Source organism: Salmonella enterica subsp. diarizonae (assembly GCF_008692785.1).
GTDB lineage: Bacteria > Pseudomonadota > Gammaproteobacteria > Enterobacterales > Enterobacteriaceae > Salmonella > Salmonella diarizonae.
This window is the reverse complement of record NZ_VXJV01000004.1, coordinates 267,634-282,472: the sequence shown is the minus strand read 5'-3', so window position 1 is coordinate 282,472 and position 14,839 is coordinate 267,634. Positions and strand designations below refer to the sequence as shown.

At 52.6% G+C, this 14,839-nt stretch carries 14 protein-coding genes and 2 pseudogenes; 10 read left to right on the top strand and 6 right to left on the bottom strand.

Features of this window, described 5'->3' with window-relative positions; translation table 11 throughout:
• The first annotated feature begins 18 nt into the window (after nucleotides 1–18).
• From serB to nadR, 3 genes are all read left to right on the top strand, one after another.
• Nucleotides 19–987, top strand: a complete 969-nt coding sequence (serB, locus tag F4V72_RS10405; protein ID WP_053509872.1) for a phosphoserine phosphatase — start codon at nucleotides 19–21, stop codon at nucleotides 985–987.
• A 91-nt stretch (nucleotides 988–1,078) separates the two neighbouring features.
• Nucleotides 1,079–2,461: a DNA repair protein RadA gene (gene radA, locus F4V72_RS10400; RefSeq protein WP_023245606.1), complete on the top strand. Its 1,383-nt coding sequence runs from the start codon at nucleotides 1,079–1,081 to the stop codon at nucleotides 2,459–2,461.
• 102 nt (nucleotides 2,462–2,563) lie between these two features.
• Nucleotides 2,564–3,796, top strand: a complete 1,233-nt coding sequence (gene nadR, locus F4V72_RS10395; RefSeq protein ID WP_023245607.1) for a multifunctional transcriptional regulator/nicotinamide-nucleotide adenylyltransferase/ribosylnicotinamide kinase NadR — start codon at nucleotides 2,564–2,566, stop codon at nucleotides 3,794–3,796.
• An 80-nt stretch (nucleotides 3,797–3,876) separates the two neighbouring features.
• Here the strand turns inward: nadR and ettA are convergent, their stop codons facing one another.
• Nucleotides 3,877–5,544, bottom strand: a complete 1,668-nt coding sequence (gene ettA / locus F4V72_RS10390; RefSeq protein ID WP_023245608.1) for an energy-dependent translational throttle protein EttA — start codon at nucleotides 5,542–5,544, stop codon at nucleotides 3,877–3,879.
• A 208-nt stretch (nucleotides 5,545–5,752) separates the two neighbouring features.
• Between ettA and sltY the strand changes: the two genes are divergently transcribed.
• Together sltY and trpR are read left to right on the top strand one after the other, a co-directional pair.
• On the top strand, nucleotides 5,753–7,690 hold the full coding sequence (gene sltY / locus F4V72_RS10385) for a murein transglycosylase (protein ID WP_023245609.1): 1,938 nt from the start codon (nucleotides 5,753–5,755) through the stop codon (nucleotides 7,688–7,690).
• A 57-nt stretch (nucleotides 7,691–7,747) separates the two neighbouring features.
• Nucleotides 7,748–8,074: a trp operon repressor gene (trpR, locus tag F4V72_RS10380; RefSeq protein ID WP_000192003.1), complete on the top strand. Its 327-nt coding sequence runs from the start codon at nucleotides 7,748–7,750 to the stop codon at nucleotides 8,072–8,074.
• Nucleotides 8,075–8,150: 76 nt separating this feature from the next.
• Here trpR and yjjX read toward each other — a convergent pair whose 3' ends face one another.
• The gene (gene yjjX / locus F4V72_RS10375) at nucleotides 8,151–8,666 is read right to left on the bottom strand and encodes an inosine/xanthosine triphosphatase (protein WP_000554304.1); all 516 of its coding nucleotides are present in this window, start codon (nucleotides 8,664–8,666) and stop codon (nucleotides 8,151–8,153) included.
• A 48-nt stretch (nucleotides 8,667–8,714) separates the two neighbouring features.
• Between yjjX and gpmB the strand changes: the two genes are divergently transcribed.
• Nucleotides 8,715–9,362, top strand: a complete 648-nt coding sequence (gpmB, locus tag F4V72_RS10370) for a 2,3-diphosphoglycerate-dependent phosphoglycerate mutase GpmB (RefSeq protein WP_000942364.1) — start codon at nucleotides 8,715–8,717, stop codon at nucleotides 9,360–9,362.
• On the opposite strand, the gene robA is transcribed toward gpmB, so the two are convergent.
• Nucleotides 9,359–10,228 (bottom strand): MDR efflux pump AcrAB transcriptional activator RobA, encoded by an 870-nt coding sequence (gene robA, locus F4V72_RS10365; protein ID WP_023245611.1) that lies wholly within the window; start codon nucleotides 10,226–10,228, stop codon nucleotides 9,359–9,361. The two genes, gpmB and robA, sit on opposite strands and share 4 nt — an antisense overlap.
• A gap of 212 nt (nucleotides 10,229–10,440) precedes the next feature.
• Between robA and creA the strand changes: the two genes are divergently transcribed.
• Nucleotides 10,441–10,911: a protein CreA gene (gene creA, locus F4V72_RS10360; RefSeq protein WP_023245612.1), complete on the top strand. Its 471-nt coding sequence runs from the start codon at nucleotides 10,441–10,443 to the stop codon at nucleotides 10,909–10,911.
• 25 nt (nucleotides 10,912–10,936) lie between these two features.
• Here the strand turns inward: creA and F4V72_RS10355 are convergent.
• Nucleotides 10,937–11,305, bottom strand: a pseudogene (locus F4V72_RS10355) (fimbrial major subunit SthE); the annotation flags it as partial.
• A 32-nt stretch (nucleotides 11,306–11,337) separates the two neighbouring features.
• Here F4V72_RS10355 and F4V72_RS10350 point away from each other — a divergent pair.
• Nucleotides 11,338–12,210 carry a hypothetical protein gene (locus F4V72_RS10350; protein ID WP_053509880.1) on the top strand — a complete coding sequence of 291 codons (873 nt, stop codon included), beginning with the start codon at nucleotides 11,338–11,340 and terminating at the stop codon, nucleotides 12,208–12,210.
• A gap of 116 nt (nucleotides 12,211–12,326) precedes the next feature.
• On the opposite strand, the pseudogene F4V72_RS10345 reads toward F4V72_RS10350, so the two are convergent.
• Both F4V72_RS10345 and arcA read right to left on the bottom strand, forming a co-directional pair.
• Nucleotides 12,327–12,568: pseudogene (locus tag F4V72_RS10345) on the bottom strand (IS4 family transposase); the annotation flags it as partial.
• Nucleotides 12,569–12,755: 187 nt separating this feature from the next.
• Entirely contained in the window at nucleotides 12,756–13,472 is a 717-nt protein-coding gene (gene arcA / locus F4V72_RS10340; protein ID WP_001194359.1) for a two-component system response regulator ArcA, read from the bottom strand.
• A 95-nt stretch (nucleotides 13,473–13,567) separates the two neighbouring features.
• Here arcA and yjjY point away from each other — a divergent pair, with 95 nt between their 5' ends.
• The gene (yjjY, locus tag F4V72_RS10335; RefSeq protein WP_001541509.1) at nucleotides 13,568–13,708 is read left to right on the top strand and encodes a protein YjjY; all 141 of its coding nucleotides are present in this window, start codon (nucleotides 13,568–13,570) and stop codon (nucleotides 13,706–13,708) included.
• Between the two features lie 399 nt (nucleotides 13,709–14,107).
• A complete protein-coding gene (locus tag F4V72_RS10330; protein WP_023245615.1) occupies nucleotides 14,108–14,794 on the top strand; it encodes a tRNA/rRNA methyltransferase in 687 nt (228 codons plus the stop codon).
• Nucleotides 14,795–14,839 lie beyond the last annotated feature (45 nt).

The following is a 14,839-nucleotide window of genomic DNA, read 5'->3' as shown; positions in this document are numbered from 1 at the left end:
CGATTAACAGGAGCTTTAATGCCTAACATTACCTGGTGCGATCTGCCTGAAGATGTCTCTTTATGGCCTGGTTTGCCTCTCTCTTTAAGCGGCGACGAGGTGATGCCTCTGGATTACCACGCAGGCCGCAGCGGTTGGCTGCTGTATGGGCGCGGGCTGGATAAGCAGCGTTTAACCCAATATCAGACCAAACTGGGCGCCGCAATGGTGATTGTCGCCGCCTGGTGCGTGGAAGATTATCAGGTTATTCGCCTGGCGGGGTCGCTGACGCCGCGTGCGACGCGGCTGGCGCATGAGGCACAGTTGGATGTCGCGCCGCTGGGTAAAATTCCGCATCTGCGCACGCCTGGGCTGCTGGTGATGGATATGGATTCCACGGCGATCCAGATTGAGTGTATCGATGAAATCGCTAAGCTGGCCGGTACCGGAGAGAAGGTGGCTGAAGTCACCGAGCGCGCGATGCGCGGCGAGCTTGATTTTACCGCCAGCCTACGCAGCCGCGTGGCGACGCTGAAAGGCGCGGATGCCGATATTTTGCGCCAGGTGCGCGAGAATCTACCGCTAATGCCAGGATTAACACAGTTGGTGCTAAAACTGGAAACGCTCGGCTGGAAAGTCGCTATCGCGTCCGGCGGCTTCACTTTCTTCGCCGACTATCTGCGTGACAAGCTACGCCTGACGGCGGCGGTCGCCAACGAGCTGGAGATCATGGACGGTAAATTTACCGGTCATGTTATCGGCGATATTGTAGACGCCGAGTATAAAGCCAATACCTTGCTTCGTTTGGTGCAAGAGCATGACATCCCGCTGGCGCAGACGGTGGCGATTGGCGATGGCGCTAACGATCTGCCAATGATCAAAGCGGCAGGATTAGGAATTGCTTTCCATGCCAAGCCAAAAGTAAACGAAAAGACGGAGATTACAATCCGTCACGCTGACCTGATGGGCGTGTTTTGCATTCTCTCCGGCAGCATGAACCAGAAATAATGACATTGCCGGATGGGGCGTTCATTTTGTAGGTCGGCTAAGACGTGTTAGCGTCGTTATCCGGCAAACGTGTTAACGAAAGAGGTATATCGTGGCGAAAGCTCCCAAACGCGCCTTTGTCTGTAATGAATGTGGTGCCGATTACCCACGCTGGCAGGGGCAGTGCAGCGCCTGTCATGCCTGGAACACCATCACGGAAATGCGTGTTGCCGCATCGCCCACTGTCGCCCGTAACGAACGTCTGAGCGGATACGCCGGCAGTGCGGGCGTATCAAAAGTCCAGAAACTGTCTGATATCAGTCTTGAGGCGCTGCCGCGTTTTTCTACCGGTTTCAAGGAGTTTGACCGCGTACTGGGGGGCGGCGTAGTGCCCGGCAGCGCCATTTTGATCGGCGGTAATCCCGGCGCGGGCAAATCAACATTGCTGCTGCAAACGCTGTGTAAACTCGCCGAGCAGATGAAAACGCTCTACGTCACCGGCGAAGAGTCGCTTCAGCAGGTGGCAATGCGCGCGCACCGTCTCGGCCTGCCGACGGCGAATCTGAATATGCTGTCCGAAACCAGTATTGAGCAGATCTGCCTGATTGCGGAAGAAGAGCAGCCGAAGCTAATGGTTATCGACTCCATACAGGTGATGCATATGGCGGACATCCAGTCGTCGCCGGGCAGCGTTGCCCAGGTCCGCGAAACGGCAGCCTACCTGACGCGCTTCGCCAAAACGCGCGGCGTGGCGATCGTGATGGTTGGCCACGTTACCAAAGACGGGTCGTTGGCGGGGCCGAAAGTCCTGGAACACTGTATCGACTGCTCTGTGCTGCTCGACGGCGACGCCGATTCTCGTTTCCGTACTCTGCGCAGCCATAAAAACCGCTTTGGCGCAGTCAATGAGCTGGGCGTCTTTGCTATGACCGAACAGGGGTTGCGCGAAGTGAGCAATCCGTCCGCCATCTTTTTAAGCCGCGGCGATGAGGTCACTTCCGGCAGTTCAGTGATGGTAGTCTGGGAAGGTACGCGACCCTTGCTGGTGGAGATTCAGGCGCTGGTCGATCACTCGATGATGGCGAATCCCAGACGCGTGGCGGTCGGTCTGGAACAAAACCGTCTGGCAATCCTGCTGGCGGTGCTGCACCGACACGGCGGTCTGCAAATGTCGGATCAGGACGTCTTCGTCAACGTGGTCGGCGGCGTGAAAGTCACCGAAACCAGCGCGGATCTGGCTTTACTGCTGGCGATGGTCTCCAGCCTGCGTGACAGGCCGTTGCCGCAGGATCTGGTGGTGTTTGGCGAAGTGGGGCTGGCAGGCGAGATTCGTCCGGTGCCGAGCGGGCAGGAGCGTATTTCCGAGGCGGCGAAACACGGTTTTCGTCGGGCGATTGTGCCTGCCGCCAACGTACCGAAAAAGCCGCCGGAAGGAATGCAGGTGTTCGGCGTTAAAAAGCTTGCAGATGCGTTAAGCGTCTTTGACGACTTATAATAATCTGTATGTGTTTGATGTAGGCCATCAGGCGTAGCGTTGCCGGATGGCGACGCCGGGGCGTCTTATCCGGCCTACGATCTTTTTTTGCAGGAGGCTCTTGTGTCATCGTTCGACTATCTCAAAACCGCGATTAAGCAGCAAGGTTGCACTCTGCAACAGGTGGCTGACGCCAGCGGTATGACCAAGGGGTATCTGAGTCAGTTACTTAACGCCAAAATCAAAAGTCCCAGCGCGCAAAAACTGGAGGCGCTGCACCGTTTCCTCGGGCTGGAGTTTCCCCGCCAGCAGAAAAACATTGGCGTGGTGTTCGGTAAATTTTATCCACTGCATACCGGACACATCTATTTGATCCAGCGCGCCTGTAGCCAGGTGGATGAGTTGCACATCATTATGGGATATGACGATACGCGCGATCGCGGACTGTTTGAGGATAGCGCCATGTCGCAGCAGCCCACCGTGTCGGATCGCCTGCGCTGGTTGCTGCAAACCTTCAAATACCAAAAAAATATTCGTATCCACGCCTTTAATGAAGAGGGGATGGAGCCTTACCCGCATGGCTGGGACGTCTGGAGCAACGGCATTAAAGCGTTTATGGCAGAGAAGGGAATACAGCCGAGCTGGATCTACACTTCCGAAGAGGCCGATGCGCCGCAGTACCTTGAGCATTTAGGGATTGAGACGGTACTGGTCGATCCTGAACGCACATTTATGAATATCAGCGGGGCGCAAATCCGCGAAAATCCGTTTCGTTACTGGGAATATATTCCGACCGAAGTGAAGCCGTTTTTCGTGCGTACCGTCGCTATTCTGGGCGGGGAATCAAGCGGCAAGTCTACGCTGGTCAATAAGCTCGCCAATATTTTTAATACCACCAGCGCCTGGGAATATGGCCGCGACTATGTCTTTTCGCATTTGGGCGGCGATGAGATGGCGTTACAATATTCCGACTACGATAAAATCGCGCTGGGTCATGCGCAATATATTGATTTTGCAGTGAAATATGCTAACAAAGTGGCGTTCATCGATACCGACTTCGTCACCACCCAGGCATTTTGCAAAAAATACGAAGGGCGTGAGCATCCGTTTGTCCAGGCGCTGATTGACGAATATCGCTTCGACCTGGTGATTTTGCTGGAGAACAATACGCCGTGGGTAGCTGACGGACTGCGAAGCCTGGGCAGTTCAGTGGATCGCAAAGCATTCCAGAGCCTGTTGGTCGAGATGCTGAAAGAGAACAACATTGAGTTTGTTCACGTTAAAGAGGCTGATTACGATGGCCGCTTCTTGCGCTGCGTGGAGCTGGTGAAAGAGATGATGGGGGAGCAGGGATAAACTTTTTGCCCGATGGCGCTTGCGCTTATCGGGCCTGGCATAGGCCGGGTAAGCGCAAGCGCCACCCGGCATTCTGGCTTTTATTTGGCGATACGTTTGTACTTGATACGCTTCGGTTCCAGCGCCTCGGCGCCCAGCGTGCGTTTCTTGTACTCTTCGTATTCGGTAAAGTTACCTTCGAAGAATTCCACCTTACCTTCATCCTGATAATCCAGAATGTGGGTGGCGATACGGTCAAGGAACCAACGGTCGTGCGAGATAACCATCGCGCAGCCCGGGAACTCCAGCAGGGCGTTTTCCAGCGCGCGCAGGGTTTCGATATCCAGGTCGTTTGTCGGTTCGTCGAGCAGCAGGACGTTGCCGCCCACCTGCAGCAGTTTAGCCAGATGCAGACGACCGCGCTCACCGCCGGACAGCTCACCAACGCGTTTGCCTTGATCGACGCCTTTGAAGTTGAAGCGGCCTACATAGGCGCGGCTCGGCATTTCGGTGTTGCCGATCTTCATGATATCCAGCCCGCCGGACACTTCTTCCCAGACGGTTTTGCTGTTATCCATCGCGTCGCGGAACTGATCGACCGAGGCCAGCTTGACGGTTTCACCCAGTGTAATAGTGCCGCTATCAGGCTGCTCCTGACCGGACATCATGCGGAACAGGGTCGATTTACCCGCGCCGTTCGGCCCGATGATCCCGACGATAGCGCCTTTCGGTACCGAGAAGCTCAGGTCGTCTATCAACACGCGATCGCCGTAGGATTTACGCAGGTTGCTGACTTCAATGACTTTGTCGCCCAGACGCGGTCCAGGTGGAATAAACAGTTCGTTGGTTTCGTTACGTTTTTGATACTCAACGTTGTTCAGCTCCTCAAAGCGAGCCAGACGCGCCTTGCCTTTCGACTGACGGCCTTTCGCGCCCTGACGCACCCACTCCAGCTCTTTCTCAATGGATTTACGGCGCGCCGCTTCGGCAGACGCTTCCTGCGCCAGACGCTGATCTTTCTGCTCCAGCCAGGAGGAATAGTTGCCTTCCCACGGAATACCTTCGCCGCGGTCAAGCTCCAGAATCCAGCCGGCGACGTTATCGAGGAAGTAACGGTCGTGGGTAATCGCCACGACGGTGCCTTCGAAATCGTGCAGGAAGCGTTCCAGCCAGGCCACGGACTCCGCATCCAGGTGGTTAGTCGGTTCGTCGAGCAGCAGCATATCTGGTTTTTCCAGCAACAGACGGCACAGCGCCACGCGGCGGCGCTCACCGCCGGACAGTTTTTCGACTTTGGCATCCCAGTCCGGCAGACGCAGGGCGTCAGCGGCGCGCTCAAGCTGGACGTTCAGGTTATGTCCGTCGTGCGCCTGGATAATCTCTTCAAGCCGGCCTTGCTCTGCCGCCAGCTTGTCGAAGTCGGCATCCGGATCGGCGTACAACGCGTACACCTCATCCAGACGTTTGAGAGCGTTAACCACTTCAGAAACGGCCTCTTCAATCGACTCGCGTACCGTGTGTTCAGGATTTAGCTGAGGTTCCTGCGGCAGGTAGCCAATCTTAATGCCAGGCTGCGGGCGCGCTTCGCCCTCGATATCAGTATCGAGACCCGCCATGATGCGCAGCAGGGTAGACTTACCGGCGCCGTTAAGGCCCAGTACGCCGATTTTGGCGCCAGGGAAGAAGCTCAGCGAGATGTTTTTCAGAATATGACGTTTCGGCGGAACCACTTTGCCGACACGATGCATGGTATAAACGAATTGAGCCACGTTGGACTTCGCCTCTATGTTTATCGTGATGGTGAATAGATTTCAAAGGCGAAGTGTAGCCTTTTTCCCTGCCTAAGCCCAGCCAGCAGATCGTACTCGCAATAAAAGTAAAAAAGTGTCCGTAACGTGGCGCAAATGGCTATGACTGGTTAGCATAAATTCATTACGCGGCATGATGCTGCATTGGATAACAATTGAGGAAGAGCTTGTGGATAGAGCCAAACCATTTGCCTGGCGTCTCATCGCCGCCAGCGTATGCCTGCTGACCTTTTGTCACCTCGCGCGTGCCGACTCACTGGAGGAGCAGCGTAACCGTTATGCGCAGATTAAACAGGCCTGGGACAACCGTCAGATGGATGTGGTAGAGCAGATGATGCCGGGTCTGAAAGATTATCCGCTCTATCCGTACCTGGAATACCGTAAGATCACCGACGATTTAATGAACCAACCGGCGATTGCCGTCACGCAGTTTGTTCGCACCAATCCTACGCTTCCGCCTGCGCGTACGCTGCAATCACGCTTCGTCAATGAACTGGCGCGTCGTGAAGACTGGCGCGGCTTGCTGGCGTTTAGCCCGGAGAAACCCGGCACCACGGAAGCGCAATGCAACTATTACTACGCGAAATGGAGCACCGGGCAAACGGAAGAGGCCTGGCAGGGCGCGAAAGACCTTTGGTTGACCGGCAAAAGCCAGCCGAATGCCTGCGATAAACTGTTCAGCGTCTGGCGGGCCTCCGGCAAGCAAGACCCGCTGGCGTACCTGGAGCGTATTCGGCTGGCGATGAAAGCCGGGAATACCGGTCTGGTTACGGTGCTGGCCGGACAGATGCCGGCGGAATATCAAACGATCGCCTCAGCGATCATTACCCTGGCCAACGACCCTAATAACGTGTTGTCCTTCGCGTGGGCCACCGGCGCCACCGATTTTACCCGCCAGATGGCGGCAGTCGCGTTTGCCAGCGTTGCACGCCAGGACGCGGAAAATGCGCGTCTGATGATTCCATCGCTGGTACAGGCGCAGAAACTTAATGAGGAACAAACGCAGGCGCTGCGCGATATCGTCGCCTGGCGACTGATGGGCAACGATGTGACCGATGCGCAGGCGAAATGGCGCGATGACGCGATTATGCGTTCGCAATCGACATCGCTTATCGAGCGGCGCGTGCGTATGGCGCTGGGGACGGGCGATCGTCGCGGCCTCAATACCTGGCTTGCCCGACTGCCAATGGAAGCGAAAGAGAAAGACGAATGGCGTTACTGGCAGGCGGATTTATTGCTGGAGCGTGGTCGTGACGCCGAAGCGAAAGAGATTCTTCATGCTTTAATGCAGAAGCGCGGTTTTTATCCGATGGTCGCGGCGCAGCGTTTAGGCGAAGAGTACACCCTTAAAATCGATAAAGCGCCCGCCAACGTAAACAGCGCGCTGACACAGGGGCCGGAGATGGCGCGTGTACGTGAGCTGATGTACTGGAATCTGGATAACACGGCGCGCAGCGAATGGGCGAATCTGGTAAAAAGCCGTACTAAATCCGAACAGGCGCTGTTGGCGCGCTATGCGTTTAACCAGCACTGGTGGGATCTGAGCGTACAGGCGACGATCGCCGGAAAACTGTGGGATCATCTGGAGGAACGTTTCCCGCTGGCGTATAACGATCTTTTTACACGCTATACCCGCGGAAAAGATATCTCACAAAGCTATGCCATGGCGATTGCCCGCCAGGAGAGCGCCTGGAACCCGAAAGTAAAATCGCCGGTGGGGGCCAGCGGCTTAATGCAGATCATGCCGGGGACGGCCACCCATACGGTGAAAATGTTTTCGATCCCGGACTACCGCAGCCCTGGCCAACTGTTGGAGCCGGAGACCAACATCAACATTGGCACCCACTATTTGCAGTATGTCTATCAGCAGTTTGGCAATAACCGCATTTTCGCCTCTGCGGCGTATAACGCCGGGCCGGGGCGAGTACGCACCTGGCTTGGTAATAGCGCCGGGCGTATCGACGCCGTAGCGTTTGTCGAAAGCATTCCCTTTTCGGAAACGCGCGGCTACGTGAAAAACGTTCTGGCCTATGACGCTTACTATCGCCACTTTATGGGGCAGAAAGAGACCTTAATGAGCGACTCTGAGTGGCAGCGACGGTATTAATGCGGACGGGTTATGTTATCATTTGTACTCGTGTAACAGTACAAACGGCGGTATAACATGACCCAGCATTCCCCTTATTCATCGGCTATCGCCGAACAACGTAATCAGGAGTGGCTTCGTTTTGTGGAGTTACTCCGCCAGGCATATGCAGAAGATCTGCACCTGCCTTTATTACAACTGATGCTTACGCCGGACGAGCGTGAAGCGCTGGGAACGCGCGTGCGCATTATTGAGGAGTTGCTGCGGGGCGAAATGAGCCAGCGCGAATTGAAAACCGAGCTGGGGGCGGGCATCGCCACCATCACGCGGGGATCAAACAGCCTGAAATCCGCGCCGGTTGAACTGCGTCATTGGCTTGAGAATGTACTGCTGAAAAACGCCTGATGGCGCTGCGCTTATCAGGCCGGCAACAGACGGCGTTTACCGTAGGCCGAATACTATCCGGCAATAACGCCCAGGTTTAACGGTATATCGCGTTATGAAACGGGCTGAGCGCCAGGATCACCGCCTGGTGGTAAACGCTGGAGCGCGTTAATTTTCCGGCGGTAAATACGCCAATGGCGCCCTCTTTGCGGCCAATCTCGTCAATACCGGTATATTGGGACATCACCGGGCCGAGAGCCGCGCCGGCACGCACATTTTCAAGAATAACGGCTGGCAGGGGCAGCGTCGCGGAACGCGCCTCGCCGCGCTGTTCGACGCTTTCGATCGCGACCCAACTGAAGGTGCTGTCATCATCAATGCCCGCTTCAATGGCGACCCAAAAGTCTGCTTCCGGATACAGCAAACGCGCATTCGCGATGCGATTTCGTGCGCCAGCGCGCGTTTCCTCGCTTCCGAAGGGCTGCTCCGGTACGCCGCTCTCGACGGCGACGGGCGTAATATGGCACGATCCTTCGCCGAAAATCTCTTCAAATGCCTGTAGAATTGCCTGAATTTTGGCAGGATTGGTGGTCGCGGAGATAACCTGGTGCATAATTAAGCTCAGTTTTAAAAATTTATCGCAGTATAACGGAAAAAAAACATGTTACAGGTATACCTTGTTCGCCACGGTGAAACGCAGTGGAACGCCGAGCGACGTATTCAGGGCCAATCGGACAGTCCACTGACGGCAAAAGGCGAGCAGCAGGCCATGCAGGTAGGAGAACGCGCCCGCAGCCTCGGCATCACCCATATCATCAGCAGCGATTTAGGCCGCACAAAACGCACGGCGGAGATTATCGCCCAGGCGTGCGGTTGTGATATCACCTTTGACTCCCGCCTGCGCGAGCTGGATATGGGCGTGCTGGAAAAGCGCCAGATCGACTCGCTGACGGAAGAAGAAGAGGGCTGGCGTCGTCAGTTGGTCAACGGCACTCAGGATGGCCGCATTCCCGGTGGGGAATCGATGCAGGAGTTGAGCGATCGCGTTCATGCCGCGCTGGCGTCCTGCCTTGAATTGCCGCAGGGCAGCCGCCCCTTGTTGGTCAGCCACGGTATCGCGTTGGGCTGTCTGGTCAGTACTATACTGGGACTGCCCGCCTGGGCGGAACGCCGGTTACGTTTGCGCAACTGCTCTATTTCCCGCGTCGATTACCAGGAAAGTCAGTGGCTGGCATCTGGCTGGGTGGTAGAAACCGCAGGGGACGTTTCGCATCTGGACGCCCCCGCGTTGGATGAATTACAGCGTTAACGGCGAATTGGGATCAGAAATTCGCAGCGTAGGTGAATAGGGCGATCGCCGGTTTTGGTATCTTCTGACGGATAATATCGCTCTATATCCTGTCCTTTACGACGGGTCAGATTCAGCATTGGCATACAGGTACCGTAAACGGTCAGGATAAAGTCCTGCACGCCGGTTCCTAAGCCTTCATAGGTGAACATGACGTATTCACCGCCCTGCAACAGCACGGGGCGCGCCGACTGGACATAGCCATCGGCCTGCTCTTGCGGCAGCGCGGTGGTATAGAACACTTCCTGCTCATCGTCTTTCTCCAGGCTGGGGCGCGTTTCATTAAGCCCATAAAGCACTGGCGGAATAGTTGGCGAATGACCGAGGAAATCATGCCAGAATTGCACGCGCATTTCGTGGCGGAAGTCGGAAATCTGTTCCAGCGAGCAGGAATAGCTCTGCGTGACGCCAAGGAGCTGCGTATCTTCCAGCGTAACGAACTGATGTTCCGGCACGGTAAACTCGCCTAGCCGTAATGGCGGGCGAATGCCAAAGGCGCTCCATTCCGGGGAGCGACGATACAGTGCTGGCGTCTGAGAAAACTGTTTCTTAAAGGCGCGCGTAAAGGTTTGCTGAGAATCGAAGCGGTACTGGAGAGCAATATCCAGAATCGGACGCGCAGTCAAACGCAGCGCCACCGCTGATTTAGATAAACGACGGGCGCGGATATAAGCGCCTATGGCGTGGCCCGTCACGTCCTTAAACATTCTCTGCAGGTGCCACTTGGAATAGCCCGCTTTTGCCGCCACATTGTCAAGTGACAGCGGCTGATCCAGATGACCTTCCAGCCAGATTAACAGGTCGCGAATAATGCCAGCCTGATCCATAAAATATCCCCATCCTTTCAACAACGAGCACCCGATATCAGGTAAGAGGATAATAGCATTTTTTGTTCTTTTAGCATTCAGTGTTTTTTTTGAGCTTAAATGCTTTTTTTTGGACAACATAACACGTAATCATTCTAATCCTGTGATCTATAACCCTTTTATTTTAGAATGTTTAATAATTGTGCAATGTAACTTTTATGAATGGTAACAATATGAAATACAAGAACTTAGTACTCTTCTCAATTTTGTTGATGCTGGGGCAGATCGCCCGCGCGGAACAAATTGGTTCAGTCGATACGGTATTTAAAATGTTCGGCCCCGACCATAAAATCGTGGTGGAAGCTTTTGACGATCCTGATGTCAAAAACGTGACGTGCTATGTTAGCCGGGCGAAAACGGGCGGCATAAAAGGCGGATTAGGGCTGGCGGAAGATACGTCTGACGCCGCCATCTCTTGCCAGCAGGTTGGGCCTATTGAGCTGAGCGATAAAATTAAGAACGGTAAGGCGCAAGGAGAGGTGGTTTTCAAAAAACGTACCTCATTGATATTTAAGTCTCTACAGGTCGTGCGTTTCTATGATGAGAAACGCAACACGCTGGCGTATCTGGCCTACTCCGACAAAGTGGTCGAGGGGTCGCCGAAAAACGCCATCAGTGCGGTGCCTGTCATGCCGTGGCGGTAATAACAGGGAAAGAGTAGGCAGCACCGCTGGTCTGGTTAAAGGATACGCGCGCTATTGGGCTTTGGAATGTGGCGGTACCGGAAGCAACCGGGCCGCCTAAGGCAACCAGTTCAATATTGTAGGCGGGGGCCATCACATAGTGTGTTTTATCGCGATTATGGTAGATATTATCGTAGGGGCCAGAATTCGTTTGGGTTTTAATCGCAATTCTTACGCCGGAAAGACCGGTGCTTAATACTGGTGTGTTGTTCCCGTCATTCGCATTTATTGTCGCTGATGTATTTGACTACGCGCTACCGGGCTCATATAAGAAACCGACCTTATAATCGCGACTACAGCCATCCATTGTGACTTCAGAAGTGGAAACCCAGCCCGATTGCCACAACACTTCGCCTACGGCAGATCTTGGTCGTCTGTGGAAAAATAATGCCGCTGCTGGATACTGGGTATAATTTCAAGTATTGTCGCATTAGTGCGGATAAGTCAGCAGAAATTGCACAGCCGTTTTTCATACGGCCAGGGCAGATATTTATTTTTTTAGAAAAATTAAGAGGTTTTATGTTACCAGTATCTGCGTCTCAATCTGCTATCGCCCCAATTTCTATGTCTGAGGGACGACCACTAAGTGATCGACTTTCTATTGAAAATCTTCAGTGGCTTAAAGGTGCTGTCCTGAAACCTGCTGAAATGGCTATGGGGCCTTGTGTATTAACCTCTGCGGGTATCTTTACTTATCTTAATGGAGGAGGAAAAGAAAAGGCTGATGTTTTTTTCGAACAGGTACGATATAACGGCATGACAGGAAAAGACTGTTCGATGGAAATCATTGATATTTTTAGCAGTCTTATAGACACAGGTATACCCCTAAAGGTTGATATTTATTTTTCCAACACCCATATCCGGGACAGAGAGGGGTGTACACATGGCCGATTAGCTGAAAAATTAGGACATATTGCACAGGAACATCCTTTTGATATCGACCTGGTCAGATACAAACTGAATTCTCTTTCTGCCGGACAATGTTTGATCCTGACAATTGATAACGCTCATGTTATCTCAGTCGCGCGCGATGCTGAAAATTTATGGCTGTTTGATACCAACTTAAATCCTCATAAAAATTGTTATGAACAGAAATACCGTGAAATCATTATCGAAACTCAAAGAGAGATAGCACCTTACCTCTTTACGCCATCAGGGGAAAAATACGCCTGTAATGAGGAAGCACAATGTATTCTGGATAACTATTTAAGTCGTGTTATCAAGAGGCAACCAGTAATAATAAGTGTCGACTCACAGTGAAGCATTTACCTGTAGTACAACTCATGTTTGACTGATGGACAACTGTGACGCACACCCCGATAAACTTGTCCGGCGTTGCCCCGAGCAGGGGCTGAGGGAACTCCACAACATCGGTGCTAATAAACCAAAACTATATTTCGGTAGGCTTTAACAAGATGGTTAAGAGCGACGCTTAGCATCGTTCGTCGTAACATTAATGGAGAGCGTCGCAGGATATTATTCGCTAACGTCAGGTATAAGATAATCCGTCTTGATTTAAGTTTGTTGGCCTGGTGTCTCAGATATAATCCTTTATTTCAGAGTGATAGCCAAGAAGACATAATACTATTGTGCTCAGTGTAACCAGCAGACTAAGTACCGAGTAAGCAAGGTACTTTAGTTTTCGCAAGTTGAGAAGCAGCGCCATACGACAATTTTTGTATAAAAGAGTACGTCATAACGGCAGGCCAGGAAGGACAGTGAAGCCACTCAGCGGAAGGAGACATAAAAAACAGCCAGTAAGAATGACTTACTGGCTGTTTTTACTGTTCGGCGCCAGGGCCGAATTAATCTTGCAGGTCGCCGCAGAAGCGGTAACCTTCGCCGTGGATGGTGGCGATGATTTCCGGCGTATCCGGCGTGGATTCGAAATGCTTACGAATACGACGAATGGTGACGTCAACAGTACGGTCATGCGGCTTCAGCTCGCGTCCGGTCATTTTCTTCAACAGCTCTGCGCGCGACTGGATTTTGCCAGGGTTTTCGCAGAAGTGAAGCATCGCGCGGAACTCGCTGCGCGGTAGTTTATACTGCTCGCCGTCCGGGCCGATCAGTGAACGACTGTTGATATCCAGTTCCCAACCGTTGAACTTGTAGCTTTCAACGCTACGGCGCTCTTCGCTGACGGTACCCAGGTTCATGGTACGGGACAGCAGGTTGCGGGCACGGATGGTCAGTTCGCGTGGGTTAAACGGTTTGGTGATGTAATCATCCGCGCCGATTTCGAGGCCGAGAATTTTGTCGACTTCGTTATCGCGGCCCGTCAGGAACATCAGCGCAACGTTTGCCTGCTCACGCAGTTCACGCGCTAACAGGAGACCGTTTTTCCCTGGCAGATTGATATCCATGATCACCAGGTTGATGTCATATTCAGAGAGGATCTGATGCATTTCCGCGCCATCTGTCGCTTCGAATACATCATAGCCTTCCGCTTCGAAAATACTTTTCAACGTGTTGCGTGTTACCAACTCGTCTTCAACGATAAGAATGTGCGGGGTCTGCATGTTTGCTACCTAAATTGCCAACTAAATCGAAACAGGAAGTACAAAAGTCCCTGACCTGCCTGATGCATGTCGCAAATTAACATGATCGGCGTAACATGACTAAAGTACGTAATTGCGTTCTTGATGCACTTTCCATCAACGTCAACAACATCATTAGCTTGGTCGTGGGTACTTTCCCTCTGGACCCGACAGTGTCAAAAACGGCTGTCATCCTAACCATTTTAACAGCAACATAACAGGCTAAGACGTACCGGACACCCAATAAAACTACGCTTCGTTGACATATATCAAGTTCAATTGTAGCACGTTAACAGTTTGATGAAATCATCGTAGCTAAATGCTAGCTTTCATCACAAATTTGCAATATTCCAACTAGTTGCGTAAGCCAACTAATAAATGCGATGAATCCAAAGGGCGCAATCCATTTTAAATTAAATTATCCTAAATAAACAGCAGGATAAGCATGTTTTGTTAACATAAACGGCAATAGTACAGATACGCAATAGTGTAGCGTCTTTTACTGAATCAAAAATACTTTTTCAGTGACATTCGTTAAAATTTTGTAAATTCGCGAAGCGTAATATGCTGACAAATACCAGCTAATTTCCTGTAAGTTAGTCAAAAAGAGTAATAAAATGCGTGTAACAATCGTTCTTGTCGCTCCCGCCAGAGCGGAAAATATTGGCGCAGCCGCCCGGGCTATGAAGACCATGGGATTTACTAACCTGCGTATTGTCGACAGCCAGGCGCACCTGGATCCTGCCACCCGTTGGGTCGCGCATGGTTCTGGTGATGTTATTGATAATATTGATGTTTTCCATACCCTTGCCGACGCGCTCCACGATGTTGATTTTACCGTAGCGACGACAGCCCGCAGTCGGGCAAAATTTCACTACTATGCTTCGCCCGCTGAACTGGTTCCCTTATTGCAGGAAAAATCACGCTGGATGCATCATGCCGCGCTGGTTTTTGGCCGTGAGGATTCCGGTCTGACCAATGACGAGCTGGCGCTGGCGGATGTGTTGACCGGCGTGCCGATGGCGGCGGATTACCCTTCGCTCAATCTCGGGCAGGCGGTCATGGTGTATTGCTATCAATTAGCAGGTTTAATGCAACAGCCTACGGAATCCGTTGATATTGCTGATGGATCGCAGTTACAGGCATTACGTGCGCGCCTTTTACGCCTGTTAACGACTCTGGAGGCGGCTGATGACCACAAATTAACCGACTGGCTACAACAGCGAATCGGCCTGCTGGGACAGCGAGACACGGTAATGTTGCACCGTTTGGTCCACGATATTGAAAAAAAGCTAACGAAATAACGTGCTGTAATTTTTAAAATAATAAGAGGTTACGTCTGGTTGCAA